Origin of the sequence: Sulfurimonas sp., from assembly GCF_026196735.1 — a bacterium.
Classification (GTDB): Bacteria; Campylobacterota; Campylobacteria; order Campylobacterales; family Sulfurimonadaceae; genus Sulfurimonas.
This window is the reverse complement of record NZ_JAPHUF010000012.1, coordinates 179,240-203,495: the sequence shown is the minus strand read 5'-3', so window position 1 is coordinate 203,495 and position 24,256 is coordinate 179,240. Positions and strand designations below refer to the sequence as shown.

The following is a 24,256-nucleotide window of genomic DNA, read 5'->3' as shown; positions in this document are numbered from 1 at the left end:
TTTAAAATGATAACATTTAATTTGATTGAAATTTACCTACCGGACAATCTCTCTCGGTAACTTTATTTCGTACAAGTTTCTTTCTATCCGCATGGTGAGGACTGTGACACTTATTACAATCCAGTGCTGCCATACGCTTGTCAATATCATCTTTAGGATAGTGACATGTATAACATAACTCGGCTACGGTACGAGTAGTAATCGCAGCCGGTTTATCTGTTCTTGATGCATGACATACATTACAAGCACCAAGAGTAAAAGGTGGATGTCCATACTTTTTCATTGGAACAAATGCTTTTGGCAACTCACTAACATCTACAACATTAGAGCTACCGGTTGTAGCTTTAATTTTTTCTTTATCCATCTCATCAAGAGAACGAGGATCCCCGTGAGGAGCATTAGCAAGTGCCGTCGCAATCTGTCCTCCGACTTTTATCAAGCGGCCAAATTTTTCACCGGCATCAACCATAACAAGAAAGACAATAAGAATAACGACTAAACCCCCAGCTATTGCTGGTTTAATATATTTCGGTTCCATCATAGCTCCTTAATTCTCATCATTTTGCGTGTTATACACTTCTACTGGTGAGTCAGGGAGATGTTTTTCTAATTCATAATGACCTACATTTCTGTGACAATCTACACATTTAGCAGGTTCTTTTTTACCTTCAACTTCTACTAAAAGCTTTTTAGAAAAGTAAGCTTTGTGAGCAGTAAATGCTTTTTCATTTGGTCTAGTACCAAGTAACAAGTTTTCATGACAATGCAGACATCCGCTGTCGTAAACCCAATTACGGCGATTTCTACGCTTTTCATGCCAATCTATTTTTGAAGTATCATGAGTAGTCTCAACCCAAACATCCCACAGACCGGTTTTTACTTTTTGAACCATATACCCGACTGTAGATTTATGCGGAAGATGACAATCAGCACATGTAGCCATTATACCGCTATCCCCAAAACCGCCATGCACACTATTGCGATATGCTTTTGCCATTGGTTTCATCGAGTGGCACGCGCCACAAAAATTTACATCAGATGTATGTTTAACAGCAACAACTGTAACAAAGCCTGTCCCCATACCTATAACAACACCAGCTACAATCATAGCAACAATAACCCATATACCAAGAGAATATTTTTTCTTCTTTGGCGTATTTAATTCTTTTTTTTCTTCCATTTGTATATCCTTACCCCTATTATTAAATTATTTTGATTAAATTAAACTAAATTTTAAACAATAGATAACTTTTTGATTGAATGTGATTTCTTTGTGATACCCTTTTTTACTTATAATTATAATAAATATAAAAATAAATAATATAATCAAATTTATTTATAATTGTCATACTTAGCTAATGCTCATTACATTGCGGTTTTTAAGAAATAACTTTGATTACTGCTGATATAATAACTTCTAATAATTGTTAAAATTTATAGTTACATTGGAGAAAATAATGAAAAAATTATTACTAATTTTGTTAGTTGCCACTGTTGTATTTGCTGGAGAACAAGTAAATATGAATCAAAAAGTTTTCGGCTCACTTCTAAAAAAAGCACAACAAGGTGACGCAAGAAGTCAGTTTGCACTAGGTGGTATGTATTATCAAGGAATAATTACCACAAAAGATCCTAAAAAAGCAGCGCAGATGTATCAAAAAGCAGCAGACCAAGGATATGTAAAAGCTATGTTTAACCTAGCTGTTATGTATCATAAAGGTGATGGTGTCGAAAAAAGCAATGAAAAAGCTGTAGTTTTATTTAAAAAAGCTTCAGAAGCGGGAGATAATAAATCTGCTATTCATCTTGCAGACATATACTACAGAGGCCATGGTGTAGATAAGGACTACGATAAGGCATTTGTTTTGTATAAACAAGTAGCAGATGCCGGATACCCGATGGCTCAATATAAAGTTGCCATGATGTATAAAAAAGGTAAAGGTACACAAAAAAATATTGAAAAAGCTAAAGACTATTTAAGTAGATCTGCAATGCAGAGTTGCTCAGAATCTCAATACGCTCTTGGTAAAATGTATCTTGAAGGTGATGGAATAGCTAGAAATAAAAAAGAGGCTGAAGACCTATTAAAAGATGCTTACATTAACGGTAAAATGGAAGCAAAAACGCTTTTAGACCAAGAAGATTGGCTTGCTGCACCACAAGATGCAACACTGCCCGAGGAGTAACAAATGAAAAGAATTTTATTACTAATAGTTTCAATAACGAGTATCTTATCAGCAACTCAATTATTTGAGAGATGTGGTACATGTCATGGTAAAAAAGGTGAAAAACACTCTCTAAATTTAACAAAACCTATAGCTGGAATGAAGGCTGAAGATGTTGCTAAAATAATGAAAGAGTATAAAGCAGGAACAAGAAATACCTATGGTTTTGGAACTATGATGAAGGGTCAAGCGAGTAAGCTTTCAGACGAGGATATTAAAACTATAGCGGCTTATATAGAGTCTCTGCCTCCTGTTGAAATAGTTCTTAAACCAAAAGAAGAAACAGAAGTCTCACCTGAAAAAATATTTCAAAAATGTGCGGTCTGTCATGGTAAAAAAGGTGAAAAGCGCTCTTTGGATGTAAGTAAAACAATAGCCGGAATGAAGGCAGAAGATGTTATTAAAATATTAGAGCAATACAGAGTTGGAAAAAGAGATATATACAGCTATGGAAACATGATGCGAGGACAAGCTACTAAGCTTTCACATGAAAAAATTAAAATTATTGCTAAATACATTGAATCACTTCCTCCTGTAGTTGATACCAGCAAATCAGTTAAACCTGCAAGAAAGATAACACAAGAGGAAATTGATTATAATTCTTTTATGGATGCTTATTTTAGAGACTCAACAAATCCAAATGAAACATTTGAAGCTGCAAAAAAGAAATATCAAGAACATAAACAAAAATTAAAGGAAAAAAATGAGTAAGATTTCAATAGCGATTAGTGTTGCTGTACTATTAATGTATGGTTGTAGTGATAAACCAAAAGAACAAGATGAGAGTGCTAAAACACAAAAAGTTCAAGATTCTAGTGAAATGGCTACTGAGCCTCAAACACTTTACGGTGCTTCAGCGCAACAAGCGCCGGTACAAGCTCCGAGTGATGCTGATATACAGTTAAATACTCCGCATATTGCTGATGTATTGGAGACTGTGAATGCTGGTGGTTATACATATGCTAAAGTAGATGAAAAAGGCAATGTTTACTGGATAGCCGGTCCTCAGTCAAAGATAACTGTCGGCACATCTATCTCTTTTATTGAGCAAATGGTTATGAATGATTTTACAAGCAAATCGTTAAATAAACATTTTGATCAACTTATTTTTGTAAGTGCTATTGTGCCTGCAGATGGAAGCGTTGCAGATACATCTACCAATGACGACCCTCATGCAAATTATGACCACTCTACACAAGAAACAGCCGCTGCAACTACGCCGGTTGCAATAAATATTGCTAAAAATGCAAACGGATTCACTATAGAAGAGTTATATGCCAAAAAAGACTCTCTTAATGAAAAAAATATAAAAGTAGATGCTCAAGTAGTAAAAGTATCAAAGAATATTATGGGTAAAGACTGGATTCATTTACAAGATGGCTCCGGTGTTGCAGATACTAGCGATATCATAGCAACTTCTGTCAACTCAACTGTACAAGTTGGAGACAAAGTTACTACTGATGGAATAGTCAAAACAAATGTTGACCTTGGATACGGTTACCAATTTGCTATACTTATTGAAGAAGCAAAATTCACTTCTATCAAATAAACAACTTGGGCATCCTAAAAGATGCCCAATAACTTCTCTTTACTTCTTTAGGGGAAAATCTTTAAACAGCTTTGCAATTACATTGTTTATGTAGTCACTCTTTTGTTTTTGAGAATATTCTGCAGAAAGCTCATCTTTTGCTATACCTTGCCAAACAACTTCATTTTGTTTAACATCAAAAACTTCTAAAACTAGTCTTCCCTCTTCATACTCATGTGTACTTGTCGTAACTCTGACATCCGGTTCTAGGGCTATTATTGCACCTGATGGATATGTGCCGGGATAAGCACCAAGAGGTCTATGTATCCCGGTATACATATAAGGCATAGGTCTTATACCCATAGTCTCATAGTTAGTCTCTACCTGACTCTTTTGTTGAACATCAAGATGCATTGTTATATAAAAATCCGCTTTGCTTTTATCTACACTCTTGTAACCTTTGTCTTGCATGAACGCCTCTATTAATTGACTTATACGAGCTCTGCTAAAGTCTCTTTGATCATTTTTATTCGTATATACAACCGCAAAAGTTGAAAGTGATGAGAAATCATACTTTGGATTGTAATCGACTTGAACTTCAAGTGTAGAACACCCTCCAAATAAAACCGTAATTATTACCGCTATAAACCAATTTTTCATGTTTTTTCTCCTTTGTTATAGTAATGAAAATTAAAACAGTATTTATTAAACATTTAGTTTCTAAGATAAGACTTCACATCATGCGAAAAATGTTTTCTTAAAAAACCAAGTGTATCAAAACTGTTATCTTCTCTCTCTTGATACTTAGATAAAAATGTCTCAGTGAGTAGATTTTTATCTGTTGCCGTCTCTGCATTAGCCGAAATTAGGACAAGCTCCTCTCTTGAGAGTGCAAAAAACTCCATAATATCTTCTGGCTCTTTTATGCCATTTTCATGCAACACTGCTCTTGTCATAGGGTTTTGCATCTGTTTTTTTACCGCTTCATAACTAATAACTATCGGCTCATTTGAGCCAAACATTAAAAAATCTCTTGTTGAGACATTTACAAAACTAACCACATGCTCAAATGTACTTGTATAAGCCTTGATGATACCTTTTAGAGTTGCTATGTCTATCTTGAACAACGGCACCCATTGTCCGTTGACTCCTCCTTTTGAAAGTCTTGATTTTGCTATCTCAAAAAAATCCTTGTTCATTATATTTGATGCTCCCATAAGCCAAGGATGAGAAGGCTGTGATACAATAATATCATAGACTTTATTAGAGATAAGCAAACTATTTCGCGCATCATTTATCTTTATGTTGACTCTGCTGTCACTATCTGTCGGCAATCTACCGCTATAGAGAGTTTTTACGGCTTCTATCACTGCTTCGTCAAGCTCTACCACATCAATGCTTCTTAATTCACTCATGCCCATAGCTCTAACAGTAGTTGCACCTCCATAACCTAAAACAAAAGCATCATTTGCATTTGGATTTAACATCAATGCTATCTGTGCCAATAAAAATTCGCTCAAAACCATATTGTTAGGATTACATGTATCAATCCATGACTCATTCATGCCGTTGTTTGATAGCTTTACTATACATGGAGTATTTTCATAACTATGCAGCCCTATTATTCCTGTTTGCCCCTCTTTTAAATACTGAATATTTAATTTAGCATTTTGAGGAACATATTTATTATTTCGTTCTATAACAATTTTAATCATCTTACGGTAATCTACATGTACGCCATAAAAACTTAAAAATAAAATAAACGAGCCAAACCCGCTCCACACCAAGACAGCTCTTTTGATTTTTATGCTTTTTATAAAAACAAGAGATGACAATAGAACAAATATAGCAATAGCCGTCAACAAAAAATCAGTTGAATAGTGCGGAATAATCCAAAATCCGGCTATAACCGAGCCAATTACTCCTGCGGCTATATTAAGCGCATAAGCTCTACCCACATAATCGTAAGCTCTGTTTGTATCATTTGTATAGTATTTAAGAGTTATGGGAAAAAGCGCGCCAAAGATTACCGTTGGCGGCAGTAAAATTAAAAACATTGCAAGATATTTACTCCATCTATATATAAACGGGCTAACATCAAAACTGTTTAACTGCTCATAAAACTCCGGAAAAACTCCTAAACCCATACGAGCACCGATAAGAGAAAGAGCAAGTAAAATTAAACCAAAAAAGATTGTCTTTTGTGTATTTATCTTTGAAAAAATGGGCAATTTGGCAACAAATGAACCTATGCTTAAGCCGGTTAAAAACATAGCCAAAATAAAAGAAAAGCCATATATTGTACTTCCGGTATATATAATCAAAAATTTCATCCAGCCGACTTCTGTTGCAATAGCGGCCAAGCCTGTCACAAAAAGTACGACAAGAGCTTTGTTGTTTGGTTTGACTCTATCTTGTTTAGTTTCTAAAGAAAGAGTGTTTGCACTATCAAATGTACTGATTCGATTATAAAACAAAATCCCGATTAAGGCTATCAAAATATTGATAAAAACAGCAATATACATCGTACCGTCAAGACCAAAATAAGGAATAAGATAAACACCGGAGCATAAAACTCCGGCAACAGCACCCACACTATTAAATGCATAAAAGTGTGCAAGTCTTTCTCTTAACTCACTTTTGTGCCTAATTGCAACAGCCATTAGCAGAGGAAATGTCGTACCGATAAAAAATGTCGGAATGAAAAGCAGGAGAGTCACAATAAAAAATTTCAGCCATATTCCGGTCTCAACAATTGGCACAAATGATATAAAATAATCTAGATTTAAAAGCGTAGGAAGTAAAACGAGCGCACTTAGTGCGATTATTGTCTCCGCTACAATGTATATCTTAAGTGCATTTTTAAATCTATCAATAAGCGCACCGGCATAGTAACTACCAAGTCCCAATCCAAGAAAAAAAACTGCTAAAACTATACTTATGGAAACAGAGGTAGAGCCTATGCTAAGCGAAAGTAGACGAACCCAAAGAACTTGATAGATGAGGGCAGAAGCTCCCGAGAGCAGCAAAAAAAGTGAAACTATCCACTTTAAAAAAAACTTGCTGCTTTGCTCTTTATGCATCTATTTTCTGATGTCTACTTTGTGGATATTGGTTTTACTTTTACCAACTTATCACGATTAAACGATGCTGCTATAATAACTAGTGCTATTACAGAAATAACATAGTATATCCACTCCGGTATCGGAACAGGATCTCCCGACGCATAAGAGTGCATACCTGAGAGATAATAATTTACTCCAAAGTAAGTCATAATAACTGAAGCATACGCTATAACGGATACTACATTATATAAAAAGTTTGACTTAAGAGCTGGAACGAAACGCAAATGCGTTGCAAAAACATAAACAGCTATCGTAACTATTGTCCATGTCTCTTTAGGGTCCCATCCCCAGTATCTTCCCCACGACTCATTTGCCCAAACGCCTCCGATAAAGTTTCCAAGCGTAAGAAGAGAGAGTCCTACAATCATTGACATTTGACTTATTCGAGCAGATTCCATAATATTAATGCTGATTTGTTCTCTTGTGCTCTCTTTTGAAAGCATGATATAAAATATCAGCGATATAAAGCCAAGCAGCGTACTAAGCCCAAGGAACCCATAACTAGCTGTAATGACAGATACATGTATGGTCAGCCAGTATGATTTAAGTACCGGCGCCAAAGTCGTAATCTGAGGATCAAGCCAGCTTAAATGTGCTACAAAGAGTGTTATCCCGGAAAAGATACCTGTAGTTGCAACTGCAAGTTCTGATGAGCGTGCAAATAAGATACCCGCTAAAATTATACTCCATGAGATATAAAGCATCGCCTCATATCCGTTACTCCACGGTGCATGTCCTGCAATATACCATCTAAGTCCAAGGTTAAATGTATGCACAACAAATGCAACTGCAAAAATCACAAGAATCACGCGCACAACTCTCTTTAAATCCAAAGTAGGTTTTGCTAATCGTACAAAAATCAGCACAAGCAAAAGAAGACCTGATAACAGATAAACAGGATATAGTCTCTCAAAGAGTTTTAGTTTATTGTATAACAGTTCTGCTTTTATAAGCATATCATCTGCTATTATATCCGGATTTATCTTAGCCTGATATGCTTTTATATCATCTATTGCTTTGTTTGCATCGCTCCAGTTGCCACTTTGCAGCCCATAAGAAAGTCCTAAAGAGTTGCTTCTTAAAAGAGCTAAAACTTCATTTGCAATATCACCAGGAAAGGTTTCCATTGCTTCTTGTGGATAGTACCACTTGTTGCTCTGGTCTCCTTTTAATGGGAAGATAGTCATAAATCGCCCTGAATACACCATATAAGCAACATTTACTCTCTCATCTACTTTAATAACCTCTTTTTCGTATGTACCTCTCTCTCCCGGGCGTTTTCTTAGAGCCTCTTCTGCTATTGGTCCTAAAATATAGTTGCCATACTTATCAAAAACTTTACTATATGCAAAGCTATCTTTTGACTCTTTTATTCCAAGTACTTTTTTTAATTTAGGGTGGAAGATTTTAATCATCTCCACCTCTTTCCAAGCATCCGGATTTGACGCCATCCCTAAAAGTATCTGATTATGGTTGAGTCCAAACATACTACTTTTACCGGTAATTTTGTTTAGATACTCCATACTCATTGTATCAATAGGCTTAATCCTGCCGTCACGACTCTGAACAAGCAGAGTTCCGTAGTGTTTTGCATGCCCTGCATCAATATGTTTTATATGATCAACATCGGTAACTGATGCCTCAAGCGATTGCGTGCCAAAAAATGTTGCAAAAACTACAAATGCTGCAACAACTGAAGCCTTGTATTCATATTTTATGCGAGCAAGTTTTCCAAAATAGCTGTTTGGATTTAAAAGGTTTAAAAACATTCCTATTCCAAGCATCAAATACCCTAAATAAGTAGGCCATTTTCCCGGATCATGATTTACAGATAGTACGGTTCCCTTCTCATCTTTGTCGTAAGATGATTGAAAAAATAAAAATCCACCATAGTCAAGTACATTGTTCATAAAAATCTTATGATCCTCTTTAATGTTGTTTTTAGGATCTAAAAGAGTAATATAACTCTCATACGAAGATGGACTCATTGAACCTGGATACTTTAGCATTACAAAATCATTTAGCTTAAGAGAAAACGGAAGTTTTAAAATCTTTGCACCCCACTCAAGTTTTAACTCTATATCATCCATTTTCAATATCTCTTCAAAGCCTTGATATCGCTTACCTTTTCCCATCATAGCAACTTCGCGTGTTTCTCCGTTGTATGTTACATCTACCACAAGAGCAGAGAGAGGGTTCTTGTCCGTATTTAGATCCTGTTTTGCAGTTTTATGATACTCATCTGCATCAACAACCTTAACCCTACCTCTATCATAAACCTCTTTTGCGACCATCTGAACACCTCTAACATTATAGAGCTCTCCTGCATTAAACGGATACTTTACTCCCGCTTGGTAAACACCCTCTGTCCTATCACTCATTTTTGTCCATCCGATATCAACATTAGACACAAAAGATATTTTATCACCATCACTCATAAGACGAATAGCAGGTTTATTTACAGTGACATCTTTATCAAAAAATACAGCAAGCGGACCTACATCAAACGACTCTTTACTGCTTATAAAATACTTCTCAGGTCCTTGAGGTGTCATTATCACAAGTCCTGCAATAGGTTTTCCCTTTGGATCTTTGACAACGGTTTTTACTGCTTTTGCTATAAATCCTTTATAGCTTACTTCTAGTTCTTTGTCATCAATATCTAAACTCTCGCTAAAGTTTCTTCCCCCTAGCTCGGAGACATAAACAACTTTATGTTTGACAAACTCTTTAGAGCCTTTTTTTGCCTCTATCTGTAAAAATGCATCAGACGATAACATGCGGTGCTCAGTTGTACCTTCGCGGATACTCATGACACCTTCATAACCCCAGTAACGAGTTATACCTGCACCTAGCAGAATCACTATAAACCCCAAGTGAAATATAAGAACTGGAATCTTTTTTTTCTGAATCATTTTATATTTAAAAATATTTCCCAAGATACTTATTCCAAGTAGCACCTGTATTACTTCAAACCATCTACTTGCATATATAACAGCCCAAGATGTATTTACGCCGTAATCATTTTCTATGAATGTTCCTATACCGCTTGCTGCTCCAAATAGTAGAACTAGAACAGCCATCAATTTCATTGAAATCAAAAATGACCACACTTTTTTAATATATGTCATACTTTTCCTTAAAATTTTAAATATTACATCGTATTATAATAGTTTATAATACTCTTATGATGTAAAAAGTCTATCACAGAGTTGTTACACAACGGTTAATGTGTCTCTTTTTTTTCTTGTGCGACACTCTCTTTAGGTTCATCTTTTTTTACTTCAACATCTACTTTATCATTATTTTGTTCTGTAAAAACTTCTTCTTGAAGGTTTTCAACAGCGACTATCATCCACTGACCGTGATGTTTTTTAAGTGTATATTTCATCTTGTAAAATATCGTCATAGGCTCAAGCGCATAATCTTTTTTGACTAAATCTGCATACCCAAATGTCCAGTTCTCCATAGTTCTTATAGTAGCATTGTTCTCACTGTAGGCTATCGGAGAGAATCTTAAATCGTTTATTTGAGCCACCATTGCAAGGTTGCTAAATTTCCAAGAGTCTGCCCAAACCATTAACTTCAAATAAAGCTCTTTAGGAAGCATATTTTTTAGAAGTTTTGTATTGCCGCTTTTTGTCATCTTTATGATTCCGTAGTTATATTTTAACAGCGCATCCTTTATGCGCTTGTCATCATTTACATTTGTGCTGGCTACACAAAGCTGTACTAAAAATAATATCAATAAAAAAAGTCTCATTCTTTATACCTACGGCATCACATTAAGGTCATAACCGCCGGCATTTGAATTATGACACATACCACCGCCGCCACAGCCCGGAGAGTATGCATTTGTCCTAGTACCTACATCATTTGGATCATACGCTTTTTTCTTCCATCCTGTCATTTTAAGCATATTTCCGTTGTAGTTATATGGCTCAGGAAATGTGTAATATCCCATCAATCTTGAGACAGGTGAGCCGTGAGGAACTACAACATGGCACTCTACACAGGCATAACCTTTATTAGCCATTTGATTTCTCCACTTATCGTGAGGATGAGCTACATCATGACAGTTTTTGCAAAATAGGTCACTATCTCCCGCTGTTCCAATATCATCCATTGTATAAAGCGTTACATTGTCTGACTTATGCGGCCACTGATGATTTACTCCTTTTAAAATATACTTTAGGTTTGAGCCATGTGGTCCTTTTGGGTCACCACCAAGCTCATTATCCGCTCCGTGACAATCCGAGCAGTACATACTATTGAGTCCCGGATTTTCTGTCCAAGGGGTCAATAACTGACTTGAGTGCAACTCTTTTGGAGCGTATGAGCCTGAACGAGCAGTCTGATTTATGACAACAGGATGTCCCGATTTATTGTTTATATTCATCTCCCACGCCACATCTGTAAGTAAAGTACCGCCTGCTGAAGTATAAGTTGAAGGAGCATATTTATCAGCTACAAGACCCATCCCCCAATATGAGTGACACTTAAAGCAGATTTGGTACTCTTTCTCCGAAGACTCCATTGTTGTAAATGTATCAGGCTGTGTCCACTCTGCAGGCCATGTCGGCTCAACTCCTGAGACTCCTTTAAGTACATTAGAGACAAGATTTGTAGATCCTCCAGGCTGACCATACCATGAACCATCAACTATATGTGTACCGGCTTGTGCTTGATGCGGATTGTGACAATCCATACAAACGGCATGCTTATTATCAGTCCAAGACATGCCCTTGTTTATGCCGGCAGGATCACCGACTACACCGGTTCCATAAAGCGTATCTAGATTTGTATGCTGAGTTCCGGGAAGATTGTCCTCTGCTAAAACAGGGTGTGTATATGTTCTGCTTAAAATAGTTTTTATATCTTTTGCTCCGCCTACACCGTGACAAGCAGCACCACCCTCAGTAGAAGCTGCTCCTTGAAAACATGTCTGCTCGTTAACTTGTCTGTTTAGGTATCCAACACCCTCTCCATTGTGAGGTACATGACAATTTACACATCCAAGCTCTCCTACGGCACCTGTTCCATACTTTGCAATAAGATCTGCATCGGTATATGTTGGACTACCCGGAGGACTTTGATGTACACTTCCTACCCAATTTGTTTTTTCATGACATGCTGTACATGTATTTACAAAGTTTTGCGCATGATTTGCTCCAGAATCTACATGTAAAAACTTACTATTATCTTTATGCGGATCATGACATGATGAACACTCTACATATTTTCCACTATATCCCGCATACTCATAAAGTTTTACAGAACTATCCGGCACAGCTTTTAACTCCATACCACGAATTCCGCCATTACCGAATGTTTTACTTACTGTCGGATCATAAATAATTCCTACCGGATGGTGATTTGAGAGGTCTGCTCCAATAAATCCAGTTGCAGTATCGGGAATAGTGCCATCGGGAGCATCGCCGCTCATATCTATGGTTGAAGAGCCGTCATAATCTCGTCTAAGCTTAGAGACTGCACCTACGGCAATCGTTCCATCATGACAACTAAGACATTGACGAGAGAGTGCACCGGGGGTATCATTTGCCGAACCAAGATCGGAGGCAATAGCAGGATAACCCATTCGTCTTAAATAATCACTATCATACATAACATACTCTGTTGTGGGCATACTTCTGTTCCAAAGCGGCTTTCCAACAGACTGTGAGAAGTGCGGTATGTGACAAAAAACGCAAACTTCTGTCTCGCTTGTAGCTTTTATGGTTCCTGCCGTACTTGTTACTGAGAGGTTATGTTTTGTATTGACTATCGAAGCTGTCAACTCAATAGTTGAAAAAAACAAAAAAACTGATAAAGTAAGTATTAAAGATTTCATTTTGAACTCCTTGTCTGTGCTGAGTTAATAAGCTTAAAGACTTGAATACGGTTATTATTAGTATCCGTAACATATATCATATTGTCTTTTGTTATTGAGATATCTTCTGCTAGGGCAAACTCTCCTCTTTTGTTTCCATAATGACCAAGCACCATCAATAACTCTTTATTTTGATTAAATATCTGTATGTTGTTAAACATCGTATCACTTACATAGATGTTGTTGTGAGAATCTATCGAGATACCTCTAGGGCTTCCGAAACTCCCTATCTCTTGTCCTAGCTTACCAAATTTGTCTATAAAGCTTCCGTCACTGCTAAGTATCTGCACACGATGATTCATAGAGTCTGACACATAAAGCTTTCCATCATCCCCGATATCCATAAAAGTAGGTCTGTTAAACTCTCCGTCACCTAAGCCTTTTTTACCGATAGAGCCTAAATAGTCACCCTTTAGAGATGTTACATGTATCTGGCTTAAAAGTGCATCTACGATATAGAGTTTTTTATCTGGACTTATTGCAATTCCAACAGGTCTTTGCATCATTTTTGGTGCTATAGTGCGTAGGTAATCTCCATCTTCTTCAAAAACATATATTTTTGCTCTTACAGAGTCTGAGATATAAATATTTTCATCTTCGTCAGCCGTAACATCAATGGGATATAAAAACTGCTCTTTTTCAGAACCTCTAATCGTAATCATCTCGTTTTCTTTTTTATCAAATATATAGAGTGATTTTGTAGATATATCAGTAGTATAAACTCTCTCATCATGAGCATGAACACCAAAGGGAGCTCGAAGACTTCTCTCCTCTTCTCCAAAGAGAAAATCAAAAGCTTTTGAGAAAAAACTTTTTTTTATCCCTAAATCATTAGAGTTATGAACAGAAGATACATACTCTATCTTAGCTTCATCAGGTGGTGGTGGCCATACCAATTTTGCTTTTTGTGCAGCATGAAAAGCATCGACGCCCACTATAAAAACAAGCACATATAAAAACTTTTTCATCTCTCTCCTCCCTTTAGAATGTTCGCGTTAATTGTATTTTAAAAATTGAACGATCATTTCGTATTGTATTTAAAACACTCTCTATCTCACTCTTATTATACTGATATCCCATTAAAAAAGAGGTTTTTCCTGCTCTAAATGTCAAATTTGCACTTCCTGAATGCTCAAGAGTGTTGTATGCCTCACTCACTCTTGCAGAAGCGTCAAACATCCATCTGCTGAAAAATCTATAGTTCATATTCATCTCTGCTCTTGGATTAACATTACTATCCGTTGCGCTATCGGTTTTTGTATTTATATACTCTGCTCCGATTTTAAATCCAATTCGTCCTCTTACACCGAGTCTGTAATGAAAATCTATAGTATCCGTTATACTTGTCTTTGAGTTGCTGCTTCTTTCTGCGGGCATTGATAATGTCGGCTCTGAGAGAATATCTGTTTGGCTATATCTTGCTGTGATATTATTATTTACAATATTAAAAATCTTTGATATAAAATAAAACCCGAAGTTATATCTCTGCTCTTCTCTTTTTGTAGAGTACAAATAGTGATAGTAACTACCATCCACATTTAGATTTGAGTTAATAGAAGGGAAACTTTTTCTCCCTCTCGCGGTAAGGTTAAGGTTATATCTATCCGTGCTTGTTTTAGTTGTTGTTGAGTTTGCATCTAAGATAGTTTTTATTACAGAATCGTTTCTTTGAACACCCACACTACTTACAAGAGTAAAAGGAACATCCGAAAATATTGTAGTTTCATAATTATGTCTAGCGTCTAGGTTAATATATGTATTGCTACCTTTTGAGGTCGTGGTATCATATATGTACGCCATAGCAGACTCTGTTAAAGTAATACTCGGAGTCAGCTTATAGGTAAAGCCTTGATTAATATTTAATGAATCAAAAACACTTTTTTCATCTCCTGTCGAATCTCCATACTCCATTGTTGTTGCTAAAAACGACAAATAAGTGTTGTAGTCGGCATCTTTTGGTCTGTAGCTTAGATTTACTCCGGCATCAATAGTCTCTCTTAGATAAAAATCATCATTTTCATATGATGCGGTAGAGACAACACTTAAATCTTCAATAGCTTTCCAGTCATGAGATATTGCAAATCTATCTTTTACTTGATTAACACTTATAATTTCGCCATTAAGATAGTTTTGTTCATTTTCCAATACAGAGTGTGAATAATTTGCTTGTACATTATGTTTTTTTTCACTATAACGAAATGAACTATTGTATGTTGTAGTTTGAGAGTCTTGCATTCTATCACTAAACTCCGCAACTGTTTTTGTTGTTGTAGCTCCATAGGTAACCATAAACGGCTCAAAATTTAAAGAACCGGTTATCCCTTCACCGCTTGTTTCATACTCATAGTTTGTTGAGTAGGCACTATATACCGTATTTACCGGTCTTTGTGTTTTGTTAGCATATATAGTAAAAGGAGTTTTTGTTTCTTTAATAAAATTGAGATAAACTTTATAGTCTTTACCGGTAGTTTTCTGTTTGGATGTATCTTCGTTTGTTTTAAGCTCCTCTGTGTCAAACCTAAACAGACCCTCTAGCGTATATTCAAGCAAACGCGGGCTGTAGATATTACCCTTGTAGCCGAGTTTATACTCCTGTGTAAAGTTCTCTTTTGAATTTTTTCTTGTACTATTTGTATAATCATCTTGGACATATAAAAAATTTAAACTTCCATAAAAGCCCTTATCTGGATACCTTGATTTAATTCCCATGCCAGAACTTACAAAGTTAGCCACCGATGAGACTCCCTGAACAATTGAGTCCAAGACACTATCTTTAGAATTTTCTTGATTATTATCACCAGCAGAATAAGTCGCAGGAAGTATATCTCTACCTACAGGAGGAGAGTCTGCATACAAAGGAGTTTGGCTTGAAGCCAAAATAACAGCATTGCTTGTATTGGGCGGTGCATCATTGGGCAGGCTTGCTAAAGCCTTGAGTATCGGTGAAGCTTCAGTATTGTTTATAGCTACATCAAGTTTTTTTATATTGTTGTTCGACTCAACACTATCAACACTCTCTGCACCAAAACTTGTCTCAATTTTGCCAATATCTATTTCGTTTGACAAATTTTCATCTTTAAAGATATATTCTACATTTTCTTTTGTTGATACACTGCTTTTTAGTGTATCTATATTGCTTAAAACTTTAGTCCTGCTTATACCGGGCTCATCAGAAGTAGTAACAAATTTTATAGCACTCCATGAAAGGATACTGCTAAGTATAGCAATTGTTACAATTTTTATTTTCAATTTTTTACTTTATAATCACCGCAGTTGCCATTAACTTTTCAAGCAGTGCAGCTTTTCGTTTATCTTCTTCTTTATTTTTCAAATCTCTTTTTAGCCCTTTTTTGACCTTTTCAAAAGATAACTGATTTTGCTTCTTTTTATTTTCTACTTTTACTATAAAATAGCCTATGTCTTGTTCAATTATCTCACTTACTTGCCCAATTTCCATAGCAAAAGCAACCTCTTCAACCGCCATATCTAATCTTCCTCTGTGAAGAAATCCCATATCTCCGCCTTTAATTCGGCTCATAGCGGTAGAGTATTTTGCCGCTACATCTCCAAAGGGAGTTCCTTTTTTTATCTCAGCCATCGCTTCATCAATTCTTTTTTTGGCTTTACTTTTACCTTCTGGATCCTCAGGATTATTTCTAACATGTATCAGTCTAACTCTTATTTTTTCAGGCTCTTTAAACTTGTACATATTTTTTTCATAATAATCTTTTAACTCATCTTCACTAATATCATACTTTATCTCTTTTTTGTAAAGTTTCTTTAGAGTCTCATCTTTTTTAACAACCTCTCTAAAAGTCTCTTTTGTAAATCCAAGTTTCTTTATTGCATTTTCTAAGTTTTTCTTAGAGCCGTAGGTTACTGCTAGTTTCGTCATAACATCATCTATTTCACTCTCGCTTGTTGTTATGTTTTTTGAAATTGCATATGAATAAAACAGTGTTTTTTCAATCAGTGATTCCAGTGCTTTTTCTTGTAAATCTTTAAGTTTTTTATCATTTACGGTTGAGTGAAAATATGCTTTTGGAAGCAGCTTTCCAACCTCTTTGTCTCTCTCATCTATTGAAATAGCAGTGCCGTTGACAACTGCGACCGTTGACTCGGGTAAAAGTACCTTATCTGCGTATAAAAATATACCCAAAACAGCTATTAAAAATATTTTATTCAAAACTTACACCTTATTTTTTTTCTATTTTATTATCCGCTTTTGTCTCTGGTGGAGCGGTTATTTCATTATACTTTTGAGGGTTGTTTTTTATCCATTTATCACTAATGTATTGAAAGGTTTGTACTCTTCCGCTAAAGCCATCAGCAATTATCATCTTGTCATTCTCATCTATATATATTCCCGTAATTAAGCGAAACTGAGTTGGACCATAACCTCCACCGCCAAAAAACATAAGTAGTGCAGTTCCATTTTCATTAAATATCTGAACATTATTAAATGCACTGTCAGCTACATAAATATTACCATCACTGTCGATACCGACACCTTTTGGTCTAGCAAAGGTTCCGGGTTTGTTACCTACATTTCCAAACTTTCTTATAAATTTTCCATCTTTATCAAAAATCTGCACTCGAAAGTTTTGCGTATCAACAATTACAATATTTCCGTTTCTTTGATCTACTGCAACATTTGTAGGGTAGTTAAACTCCGCATCTTCTACACCTCTTTTACCTACACTATACAGAAGCTTTTTTGAAGCAATATCATAAGCTTTAAACTTATGTGCTTTTGTATCGACTACATATAGTCTGTGCTGTTTTTTGTCTATTGCAATTCCTGTAGGACTAGTAAACTCCATTCTATCTCCAAGAGTAAAATTCAACTGCCCGTTTATATTATAACGATTGATTCTTCTCTCACGAGAATCACTGACATATATGTTTTTATCTTTGTCAAATGCAATTCCAACAGGTGAAGCGAGTCTGCCTACTGCTCCATTACCAATAAATTTGAGTTCTCTGCTTTTTTCATCTATAACAAATACTGCATCCGAACCTGTATCTGCAACGAAGACTTTACCATCTTGTAGCCCGACACCATACGGTTTTATAATATTTGAGACTTTTTTTTCACTCTTTGCTTCACCCAAAAAAGTATCTAGTGCACTTACTTCACTATCTTTAGCACCACCTCTATATGTGGTCAAATAAAGTATCTTTGGTTTTTCTGGGTATTGAGGAAACATTATGGTTCTCTCTTCTACAACTTCTTTAGTAGCACAAGCTTGAAAAAAGAATACTATAACGACTTGAATTGAAAGGAAAATGATTTTCATGATGTAAGACTCCGACTTTGATATAATAATACTACATTATAACAAAGAAAGTATAATGGGAAAATGAGGACAGTAGGGAGGAAGAACCTCTCTCTACTGAATATTATTTATCGTGGCAACCTAAACATAAGTAGCTGTTTGCATTTGTGTGACGAAGGAAGTTAACCTCAGTATCTGTTCCTTGCGTTTTTCCACCGTTATGCGGATCATGACAAGAACCACACTCTACTTGATCATTACCTGCCCCACGAAGCAGATCTTCAACAGTTGTAGCACCTAACCAAGCTGCATTGTCACCTAGTGTTGTAAGTACCGTAGCAACCGGTCTAAGTCCAGCTGTACCAGGAGTATATACAATCGATACTGGGTGATCATTTGATAAATCAGGATCACCGGCAGTTGTAGTACCTGGTGTACCACCTATATTCCCACCGTAATCAATTGCTAAACTATTAATATCGTTTGCTCCGGCTATCGCATTCATACCAGAACCCGGTGCATTAACTATAGAGTCAATCGCACTAACACCGTCATGACAACTAAGACATGCTAAAGACGGACTCGCAGGAGCTGCTTCTGTCGCTGTTCCTGCAATTGTAGAACCGGCTTGACCTGCAACTGTTGCACCATACATAACAAATGTGCCTGATGGGGTAGCTTTATTCCAAAGCGGAGCACCAGAAAAAGCAGTGTTAGCCGCGTGTGGCGTGTGACAATATACACATATCTCCCCATTGTCATTAGTACCATTCATTGCAGACAAATCATGTGGACTACCACTAATTGGACCGGCAAATGCAGACGATGCGCCTAACATTGATGCAAGTGCCATTACCTTGATTTTATTACTAAACATTTTATCTCCTTTTTTAGTTGCAAGTATAAATAATCTTTATACTCTCTCTATTAGTATTATAACAAATTGTTAACTTTGTATTATCAAAAGCTATATATAATAGTACTCTATTTGTCTTTTTTGTAACTTTTGGTAACAAAATCCAAGCAATGTGATAACAATGTGATACAATATTCTCTTTATTTACTTTTCATGGCATCTTTGACAAACACCAAAAGCCATTGAGCCTTTCATTCTAAGTAAAAATATCCCGCTAGAACCATGAGGATTGTGACAGCTACTACATGTGAAGTCTCTTCCCGGTCTAGCTGGGTCTTTTCTATCTTTTGTCGGATGTCCGCCACTCTTTGTTACTCGTCCAAACCCAATTTGCGGTATCACATGTTTACCGCTGGCTTTTTCTGCGTGACATGTAACGCACAAATTCCAAATATTTTTACGAAGAAAAAATTCATTATCTGAGCCATGCGGATTATGACATCTCTCGCATCTCCCATCGTTTACCGGTCCATGCCCATACTTTGTTCTTTCCCACTCATCTACGCTATCATGACAAGTTGCACAAGTCTTAGAGATTGGGTCTGGCGCTAAATACTTTGAAGCACCTTCATCTTGCACATTGTATTCACCGGCTTTTCCATTGTGACAATCTAAACAGAGCCAGTTGGCAGCAGGAGCATGTGTGTTGCTTGTGCTAATCATACTATTGTGACATTCAAAACAAGTTGTTTTGGTAATGTCTTCAAATGGTTCTCCATTTGTTGGAACATTTGATGTCATATTATGGCAAGATTTACACTTCTGCTCATTTTCATCTCTGTGATAGTACCTAAGATCGTAATCTTCAGCTTCATCTTCATCAACACCTTCAAAAAGTTCAGACAAAAAATACAAATCTCGCTGTTGAGTGCTTACTAATTTGTTATTTTTATATGAACTTACAGAAATTGTATTTTGGGCTGTATGGAGTTTAACTGTTTTACAGTATGTTTTTTTTGTTGAGTTGACTTCAATTGTCGTAGTTACATTGTTGTCTTGTTCTATTACAATTTTATCAGCCTGCTCAAATGAAGTGTCAATAACAAAAGTGCTGTTTTCACCTATATAGCGTGTTTTGTCGAGTGGCTGTATGATTTTTATAGATGAACTAATATCTTCTGCTTTGCCGCTTAACGCGACAAAGAGAAAAAAGAGTATATATATAACTTTCAAGTAAATCCTACTTCAAATTAACTTTTGGTTCAACTCTATCATAGTGACGACGGGCGTGACATGCCGGTGCACACGAACCACCGTTTTCTGTTTCAATAAAACGAATAGGGAAGTTAATCTTACCGAATTTTGTTTTCTTTCTTAGGTGATGAGGATACTCTTTTGTACCGTGAAAATCATGACATGCACGACATGAACGACCTTTTTCTTTGTTTACATGTACAAAGTGCATATTATGCTCACCGTTTCTAAAGTTTGTCATGTCTTTTGTAAACTCTTCTTGAATCTTCTCTTTTTCATGACACTGAAAACATATATAGTTGTCTTCATCAAATTTCTCATAGAAAGTTCTAGGGAATGGTTTTTTCAACATTCTTAAATTGTTTGAACCGTGTGGATTATGACATGCTGCACAATCACCCCACAGAATCGGTCCATGCCAATCCGGATTTTTATCAAGATGTTTTCCAATATCTTGAAGTTTATAGCCAGTCTCATCAGTAACCAATTTTTCACTATGACATGTCAAACATAACTCTTTGTTTGTGTCTTTAATCAAAAATTTAGGGTTTTCAGAACCGTGAGGATCATGGCACTCAAGACATTTTCTTGGTCTGTCAAGTGCTCCGTGCTTATCAGTAACTTCTTTTGTCCAAACTTCTTTATCAACATGACACATAACACATAAATCTTTTTTACCGTCAGCTTTTAGTTGAAACTCGTGATCTTCTGTATGAGGGTCATGACAATTTGTACATTGGTCTTTTACCGGTGGGTGAATATTTGTAGTCTTATGCAAAAACTCATCTTTTGCTTGATGACAAGACACACAAAGCTCATTTATACTAGATGCAATTAAAAGTTTTGCATTATCAGACTCATGAGGGTTATGACATGCCGTACATGCTCCAGCTGCAACAGGTCCATGAATAAACTTCTTGGTATCTTGTGCTTCATGACACATTACACAAAGTTCAGGCGGATCCATAATCAAATCACCCTCTCCTTTAGCATCTGTATGACAAACCGTACAGTCACCCCATTCATATGGTGGATGAACAACTTTCTTTTCTGATTTTAGTTCTGTTCCATAAAACTTTTCCAACTCCGTTAAAACAACCTCTTGTTTTTCAACTACTGCTTTATCTGCTTCTTTCGCTGTTTCTGCTGTAGCGGCAAATACACTTACACAAGATAATAATAAAACTATTGCAATTTTTACTATATAAAAATGATTATATTTCATTTTATTTTCCCTTCCCTTTTAATTACAGTTCTAAAATGGTCTATCATTAGCTGAAATAAGATATGTTGCAAGAGCTTGCATATCTTCATCAAACAACGATCTTATTTTTACTAATTGCGGATCCATAACCGGAGCACGAGCAGGTTCAACTATCGGTGTACCTTGACCTCTAAGATAACTTAACAATGAAGTCTCTTTACCGACATAAGCTGTTGCTATAGTTTGAAGTGACGGTCCTATTGTATCTATATCTTTTTTGTGACACACGGCACAACCCTTAGATTCAAAAATCCCTTGACCCTTTTTTGCAACTGCATCTTGCGCAGATATACTCCCTACAAACAGTGTTGTAAAAGATAAAACCAATATAAATTTTCTCATATAAAAATCCTTTTTAAGCGACATTGCTTGGATTATAACATAACTTTTTCTAATTTTTCTACGAATTTATCATCTTTTATATCAATGTCAGTATATTCATTTTGAAAAATTTGAGCAGCAATTCCGTTACCCAAATAGAGCACTTTTCCCTTTATATCAACAACAGGAGTGGTTCCTAGTCCACAACTTGGACTCTTTGATTTTAAAACAATTGCATCGACATGAGGATTTGATTTAACAAAATCTTTTATAGCTTTTTCGAGTAATTCTGTAACATCTTTTTTAGAGTCATCTGTTATTATCCTATGCATTCCCTCAATCTCTACAACGCTGATTCTTTCTCTTGGAGTTCCAAAAAGAGGTGCTTCCGGACAAAATGGAATAATCTCATAATCTTTGTAAGCTTTTATAATCTCATCTTCTTTTTTTGTTTTGCCATCATAACGACAATACTCACCAAGCAGACAAGCAGATATAATTACTTTTTTAATTTTATACTCCTAGTAAAATACAAAAGTTTATGAGCGGTTCTAATAATCATAAAGATGAAACATGATGTTTTATCGATTTTTAGCCTCGAAAAACTACAAGGATGTAGTTTTGAGAATGAGGGCATAAACTTATTTATTGTGTAGATAAATTAACAGATAATTACACTTTTGATTTCTGTCATCTCTTCGATGGCAAATCTAGGACCTTCTCGTCCTACACCACTGAGTTTTACACCACCGTAAGGCTGAATATCAAAGCGAAGCGTAGGCATATCATTTATAACTACTCCGCCGGCATCAAGCTCATCAATAGCACGCTGAGTCAACTTTAAATCATTGGTAAAAATAGAGAACTGTAAACCATAAGGTGAATTATTCATTCTTTCAAATGCATCGTCAAAAGAGTCAACTTTAACAAGAGAAACTATTGGAGCAAAAACCTCTTCGCATACTATAGCCATATCATCCCTGACATCTACCATTACACATGGGTAAAACATTCTGCCTTCTTGTCTTGGTGTCAGCAGTGGTTTTGCACCCTCTTCTATCGCGCTTTCAACCCAGCCCATTGCGCGTTCTGCCGCATCTTCATCAATCAAAGGACCCATAAAAGTATCATCTTCATACGGTGATCCGACTACAAGTTTTTTTGTCTCGTAAGCCATCTTAGAAGCAAATTCATCATAAATATCTGCATCCACATATATGCGTTGCAGAGATATGCAGACTTGCCCTGAGTTTACAAAAGCTCCTAAGGCACAACGCTCAGCCGCTAAGGTTAAATCTGCACTTTTATCTATATATGTTGCTGCATTTCCGCCAAGTTCTAAAGATATTTTTTTAATTCCGGCACTTTTTGTGATAATGTTACCAACAGGAACACTTCCCGTGAAACTTATCACACGAGGTATATCACTTGTGATAAGTGCATTTCCAACTTCTGCATCGCCATAGACAACACTAAGTGCATCTTTTACGGCATATTTGCTCTCAATAAAGAGTTTTGCAAATTTGTATGCTGTTAAGGGAGCTTCGGGTGTTGGTTTTAGAACAACTGTATTTCCTGCAACTAAAGCAGGTGCAAGTTTGTGAGCTACAAGATTTAGCGGGAAGTTAAAGGGGGTGATTGCTACAATAACACCGGCAGGCTCTCTAATATAAAAAGATATAGTTTTTTTACCGCTAGGCATTGCATCTGTATTTATAGTCTCGCCATGCATCGTTCTCATTGTCTCAGCAGACAAGGTAACCGTCTCAATACACCTGTCAACCTCAACCCTTGCAAAAGCGATAGGCTTGCCTACTTCATCGGTAATAGTTCTGGCTATGTCCTCTCTGTTTTGCTTTAGCTTTGAAGCAACATCCAAAAGCCAATCACATCTCTGTGACAATGTAGACTTCTTCGCATCCGCACAGGCTTCTTTAGCAATCTGTAAGGCTTTTAAAGCATCTGCCTCATTACAAATAGGAGCAGTAGAGACCACCTCACCGCTATATGGACTCACTCTATCACTTATGTTCTCTTTTGCTGACTCTACAGAGCCGAAAAATATTTTTGCGTTCATCTAATTTCCTTCCGTAAAAGGAATAAAATCCCTTCTACTTCACTTGGACCGCTACGGTCACTTAAGCTTAGCTCTTTGAGCTAGAGTATTTCTTATTGAATAAATTATACCATTAAAGTAGTAAAATAATTTTATTTTTGCATTCAAAATTTTATGGTATCATTATACTGAATGCAAGGAGGATGTTATGCAAGTTACTCGCTATTTATTTCAATCACCTTATTCTAACCAAATTCAAATTGGCAGGCCTGATACCAGCTCAAGCACTAAACAGAGTGGTATAGAAAATGATTCTGGATTGCAAAAAGCTGCAAATCAATCATTACAAAATGCCGAAGCTTTTAAAGCGACGCAGATACAAGAAGTTAAGCCGGCGGTAAGTTCAAACTCACTTTTAGATACTTATGCTTAAGAACTACTCTACTTAGGTTTCATCT

General features: G+C 36.2%; 21 protein-coding genes. 4 read left to right on the top strand and 17 right to left on the bottom strand.

Annotated elements, in window-relative coordinates:
* Window positions 1–16 precede the first annotated feature (16 nt).
* Both OQK60_RS07270 and OQK60_RS07265 read right to left on the bottom strand, forming a co-directional pair.
* Entirely contained in the window at window positions 17–538 is a 522-nt protein-coding gene (locus OQK60_RS07270) for a cytochrome c3 family protein (protein WP_297685553.1), read from the bottom strand.
* Window positions 539–547: 9 nt separating this feature from the next.
* A complete protein-coding gene (locus OQK60_RS07265; RefSeq protein ID WP_297685551.1) occupies window positions 548–1,180 on the bottom strand; it encodes a NapC/NirT family cytochrome c in 633 nt (210 codons plus the stop codon).
* A gap of 277 nt (window positions 1,181–1,457) precedes the next feature.
* Between OQK60_RS07265 and OQK60_RS07260 the strand changes: the two genes are divergently transcribed.
* The 3 genes from OQK60_RS07260 to OQK60_RS07250 are packed head-to-tail and all read left to right on the top strand — an operon-like array spanning window position 1,458 to window position 3,774.
* Window positions 1,458–2,186, top strand: a complete 729-nt coding sequence (locus OQK60_RS07260) for a tetratricopeptide repeat protein (protein WP_297685549.1) — start codon at window positions 1,458–1,460, stop codon at window positions 2,184–2,186.
* A gap of 3 nt (window positions 2,187–2,189) precedes the next feature.
* Window positions 2,190–2,936 carry a c-type cytochrome gene (locus OQK60_RS07255; RefSeq protein WP_297685547.1) on the top strand — a complete coding sequence of 249 codons (747 nt, stop codon included), beginning with the start codon at window positions 2,190–2,192 and terminating at the stop codon, window positions 2,934–2,936.
* Window positions 2,929–3,774 carry a hypothetical protein gene (locus OQK60_RS07250; protein WP_297685545.1) on the top strand — a complete coding sequence of 282 codons (846 nt, stop codon included), beginning with the start codon at window positions 2,929–2,931 and terminating at the stop codon, window positions 3,772–3,774. The genes OQK60_RS07255 and OQK60_RS07250 overlap by 8 nt, the downstream gene beginning before the upstream one ends.
* Before the next feature lie 39 nt (window positions 3,775–3,813).
* On the opposite strand, the gene OQK60_RS07245 is transcribed toward OQK60_RS07250, so the two are convergent.
* From OQK60_RS07245 to OQK60_RS07175, 15 genes are all read right to left on the bottom strand, one after another.
* Window positions 3,814–4,413 carry a DUF4136 domain-containing protein gene (locus tag OQK60_RS07245; protein ID WP_297685543.1) on the bottom strand — a complete coding sequence of 200 codons (600 nt, stop codon included), beginning with the start codon at window positions 4,411–4,413 and terminating at the stop codon, window positions 3,814–3,816.
* 53 nt (window positions 4,414–4,466) lie between these two features.
* Window positions 4,467–6,836, bottom strand: a complete 2,370-nt coding sequence (locus tag OQK60_RS07240) for a fused MFS/spermidine synthase (RefSeq protein WP_297685542.1) — start codon at window positions 6,834–6,836, stop codon at window positions 4,467–4,469.
* Between the two features lie 14 nt (window positions 6,837–6,850).
* Complete coding sequence (gene ccsA, locus OQK60_RS07235; protein ID WP_297685540.1) at window positions 6,851–10,009, bottom strand: cytochrome c biogenesis protein CcsA; 3,159 nt, start codon at window positions 10,007–10,009, stop codon at window positions 6,851–6,853.
* A gap of 95 nt (window positions 10,010–10,104) precedes the next feature.
* The gene (locus OQK60_RS07230; protein WP_297685538.1) at window positions 10,105–10,641 is read right to left on the bottom strand and encodes a hypothetical protein; all 537 of its coding nucleotides are present in this window, start codon (window positions 10,639–10,641) and stop codon (window positions 10,105–10,107) included.
* 9 nt (window positions 10,642–10,650) lie between these two features.
* On the bottom strand, window positions 10,651–12,729 hold the full coding sequence (locus OQK60_RS07225; RefSeq protein WP_297685536.1) for a cytochrome c3 family protein: 2,079 nt from the start codon (window positions 12,727–12,729) through the stop codon (window positions 10,651–10,653).
* Window positions 12,726–13,736: a 6-bladed beta-propeller gene (locus OQK60_RS07220; protein WP_297685534.1), complete on the bottom strand. Its 1,011-nt coding sequence runs from the start codon at window positions 13,734–13,736 to the stop codon at window positions 12,726–12,728. Before OQK60_RS07220 ends, OQK60_RS07225 begins: the two co-directional genes overlap by 4 nt.
* 13 nt (window positions 13,737–13,749) lie before the next feature.
* Entirely contained in the window at window positions 13,750–16,017 is a 2,268-nt protein-coding gene (locus tag OQK60_RS07215) for a hypothetical protein (RefSeq protein ID WP_297685532.1), read from the bottom strand.
* 4 nt (window positions 16,018–16,021) lie between these two features.
* On the bottom strand, window positions 16,022–16,954 hold the full coding sequence (locus tag OQK60_RS07210) for a peptidylprolyl isomerase (RefSeq protein WP_297685531.1): 933 nt from the start codon (window positions 16,952–16,954) through the stop codon (window positions 16,022–16,024).
* 10 nt (window positions 16,955–16,964) lie between these two features.
* Window positions 16,965–18,068: a 6-bladed beta-propeller gene (locus tag OQK60_RS07205; RefSeq protein ID WP_297685529.1), complete on the bottom strand. Its 1,104-nt coding sequence runs from the start codon at window positions 18,066–18,068 to the stop codon at window positions 16,965–16,967.
* A 103-nt stretch (window positions 18,069–18,171) separates the two neighbouring features.
* Window positions 18,172–18,924 carry a cytochrome c3 family protein gene (locus OQK60_RS07200; protein WP_297685527.1) on the bottom strand — a complete coding sequence of 251 codons (753 nt, stop codon included), beginning with the start codon at window positions 18,922–18,924 and terminating at the stop codon, window positions 18,172–18,174.
* A gap of 183 nt (window positions 18,925–19,107) precedes the next feature.
* Complete coding sequence (locus OQK60_RS07195) at window positions 19,108–20,136, bottom strand: cytochrome c3 family protein (protein ID WP_297685525.1); 1,029 nt, start codon at window positions 20,134–20,136, stop codon at window positions 19,108–19,110.
* A 7-nt stretch (window positions 20,137–20,143) separates the two neighbouring features.
* Window positions 20,144–21,382 (bottom strand): cytochrome c3 family protein, encoded by a 1,239-nt coding sequence (locus tag OQK60_RS07190; protein ID WP_297685523.1) that lies wholly within the window; start codon window positions 21,380–21,382, stop codon window positions 20,144–20,146.
* 30 nt (window positions 21,383–21,412) lie between these two features.
* A complete protein-coding gene (locus tag OQK60_RS07185; RefSeq protein WP_297685522.1) occupies window positions 21,413–21,763 on the bottom strand; it encodes a c-type cytochrome in 351 nt (116 codons plus the stop codon).
* A gap of 32 nt (window positions 21,764–21,795) precedes the next feature.
* Entirely contained in the window at window positions 21,796–22,239 is a 444-nt protein-coding gene (locus OQK60_RS07180; protein WP_297686239.1) for a DUF523 domain-containing protein, read from the bottom strand.
* 164 nt (window positions 22,240–22,403) lie between these two features.
* Window positions 22,404–23,819, bottom strand: coding sequence for an aldehyde dehydrogenase family protein (locus OQK60_RS07175; RefSeq protein ID WP_297685520.1), 1,416 nt, complete (start codon window positions 23,817–23,819; stop codon window positions 22,404–22,406).
* A gap of 187 nt (window positions 23,820–24,006) precedes the next feature.
* Between OQK60_RS07175 and OQK60_RS07170 the strand changes: the two genes are divergently transcribed.
* Window positions 24,007–24,231: a hypothetical protein gene (locus OQK60_RS07170; RefSeq protein WP_297685518.1), complete on the top strand. Its 225-nt coding sequence runs from the start codon at window positions 24,007–24,009 to the stop codon at window positions 24,229–24,231.
* The last annotated feature ends 25 nt before the right edge of the window (window positions 24,232–24,256 follow it).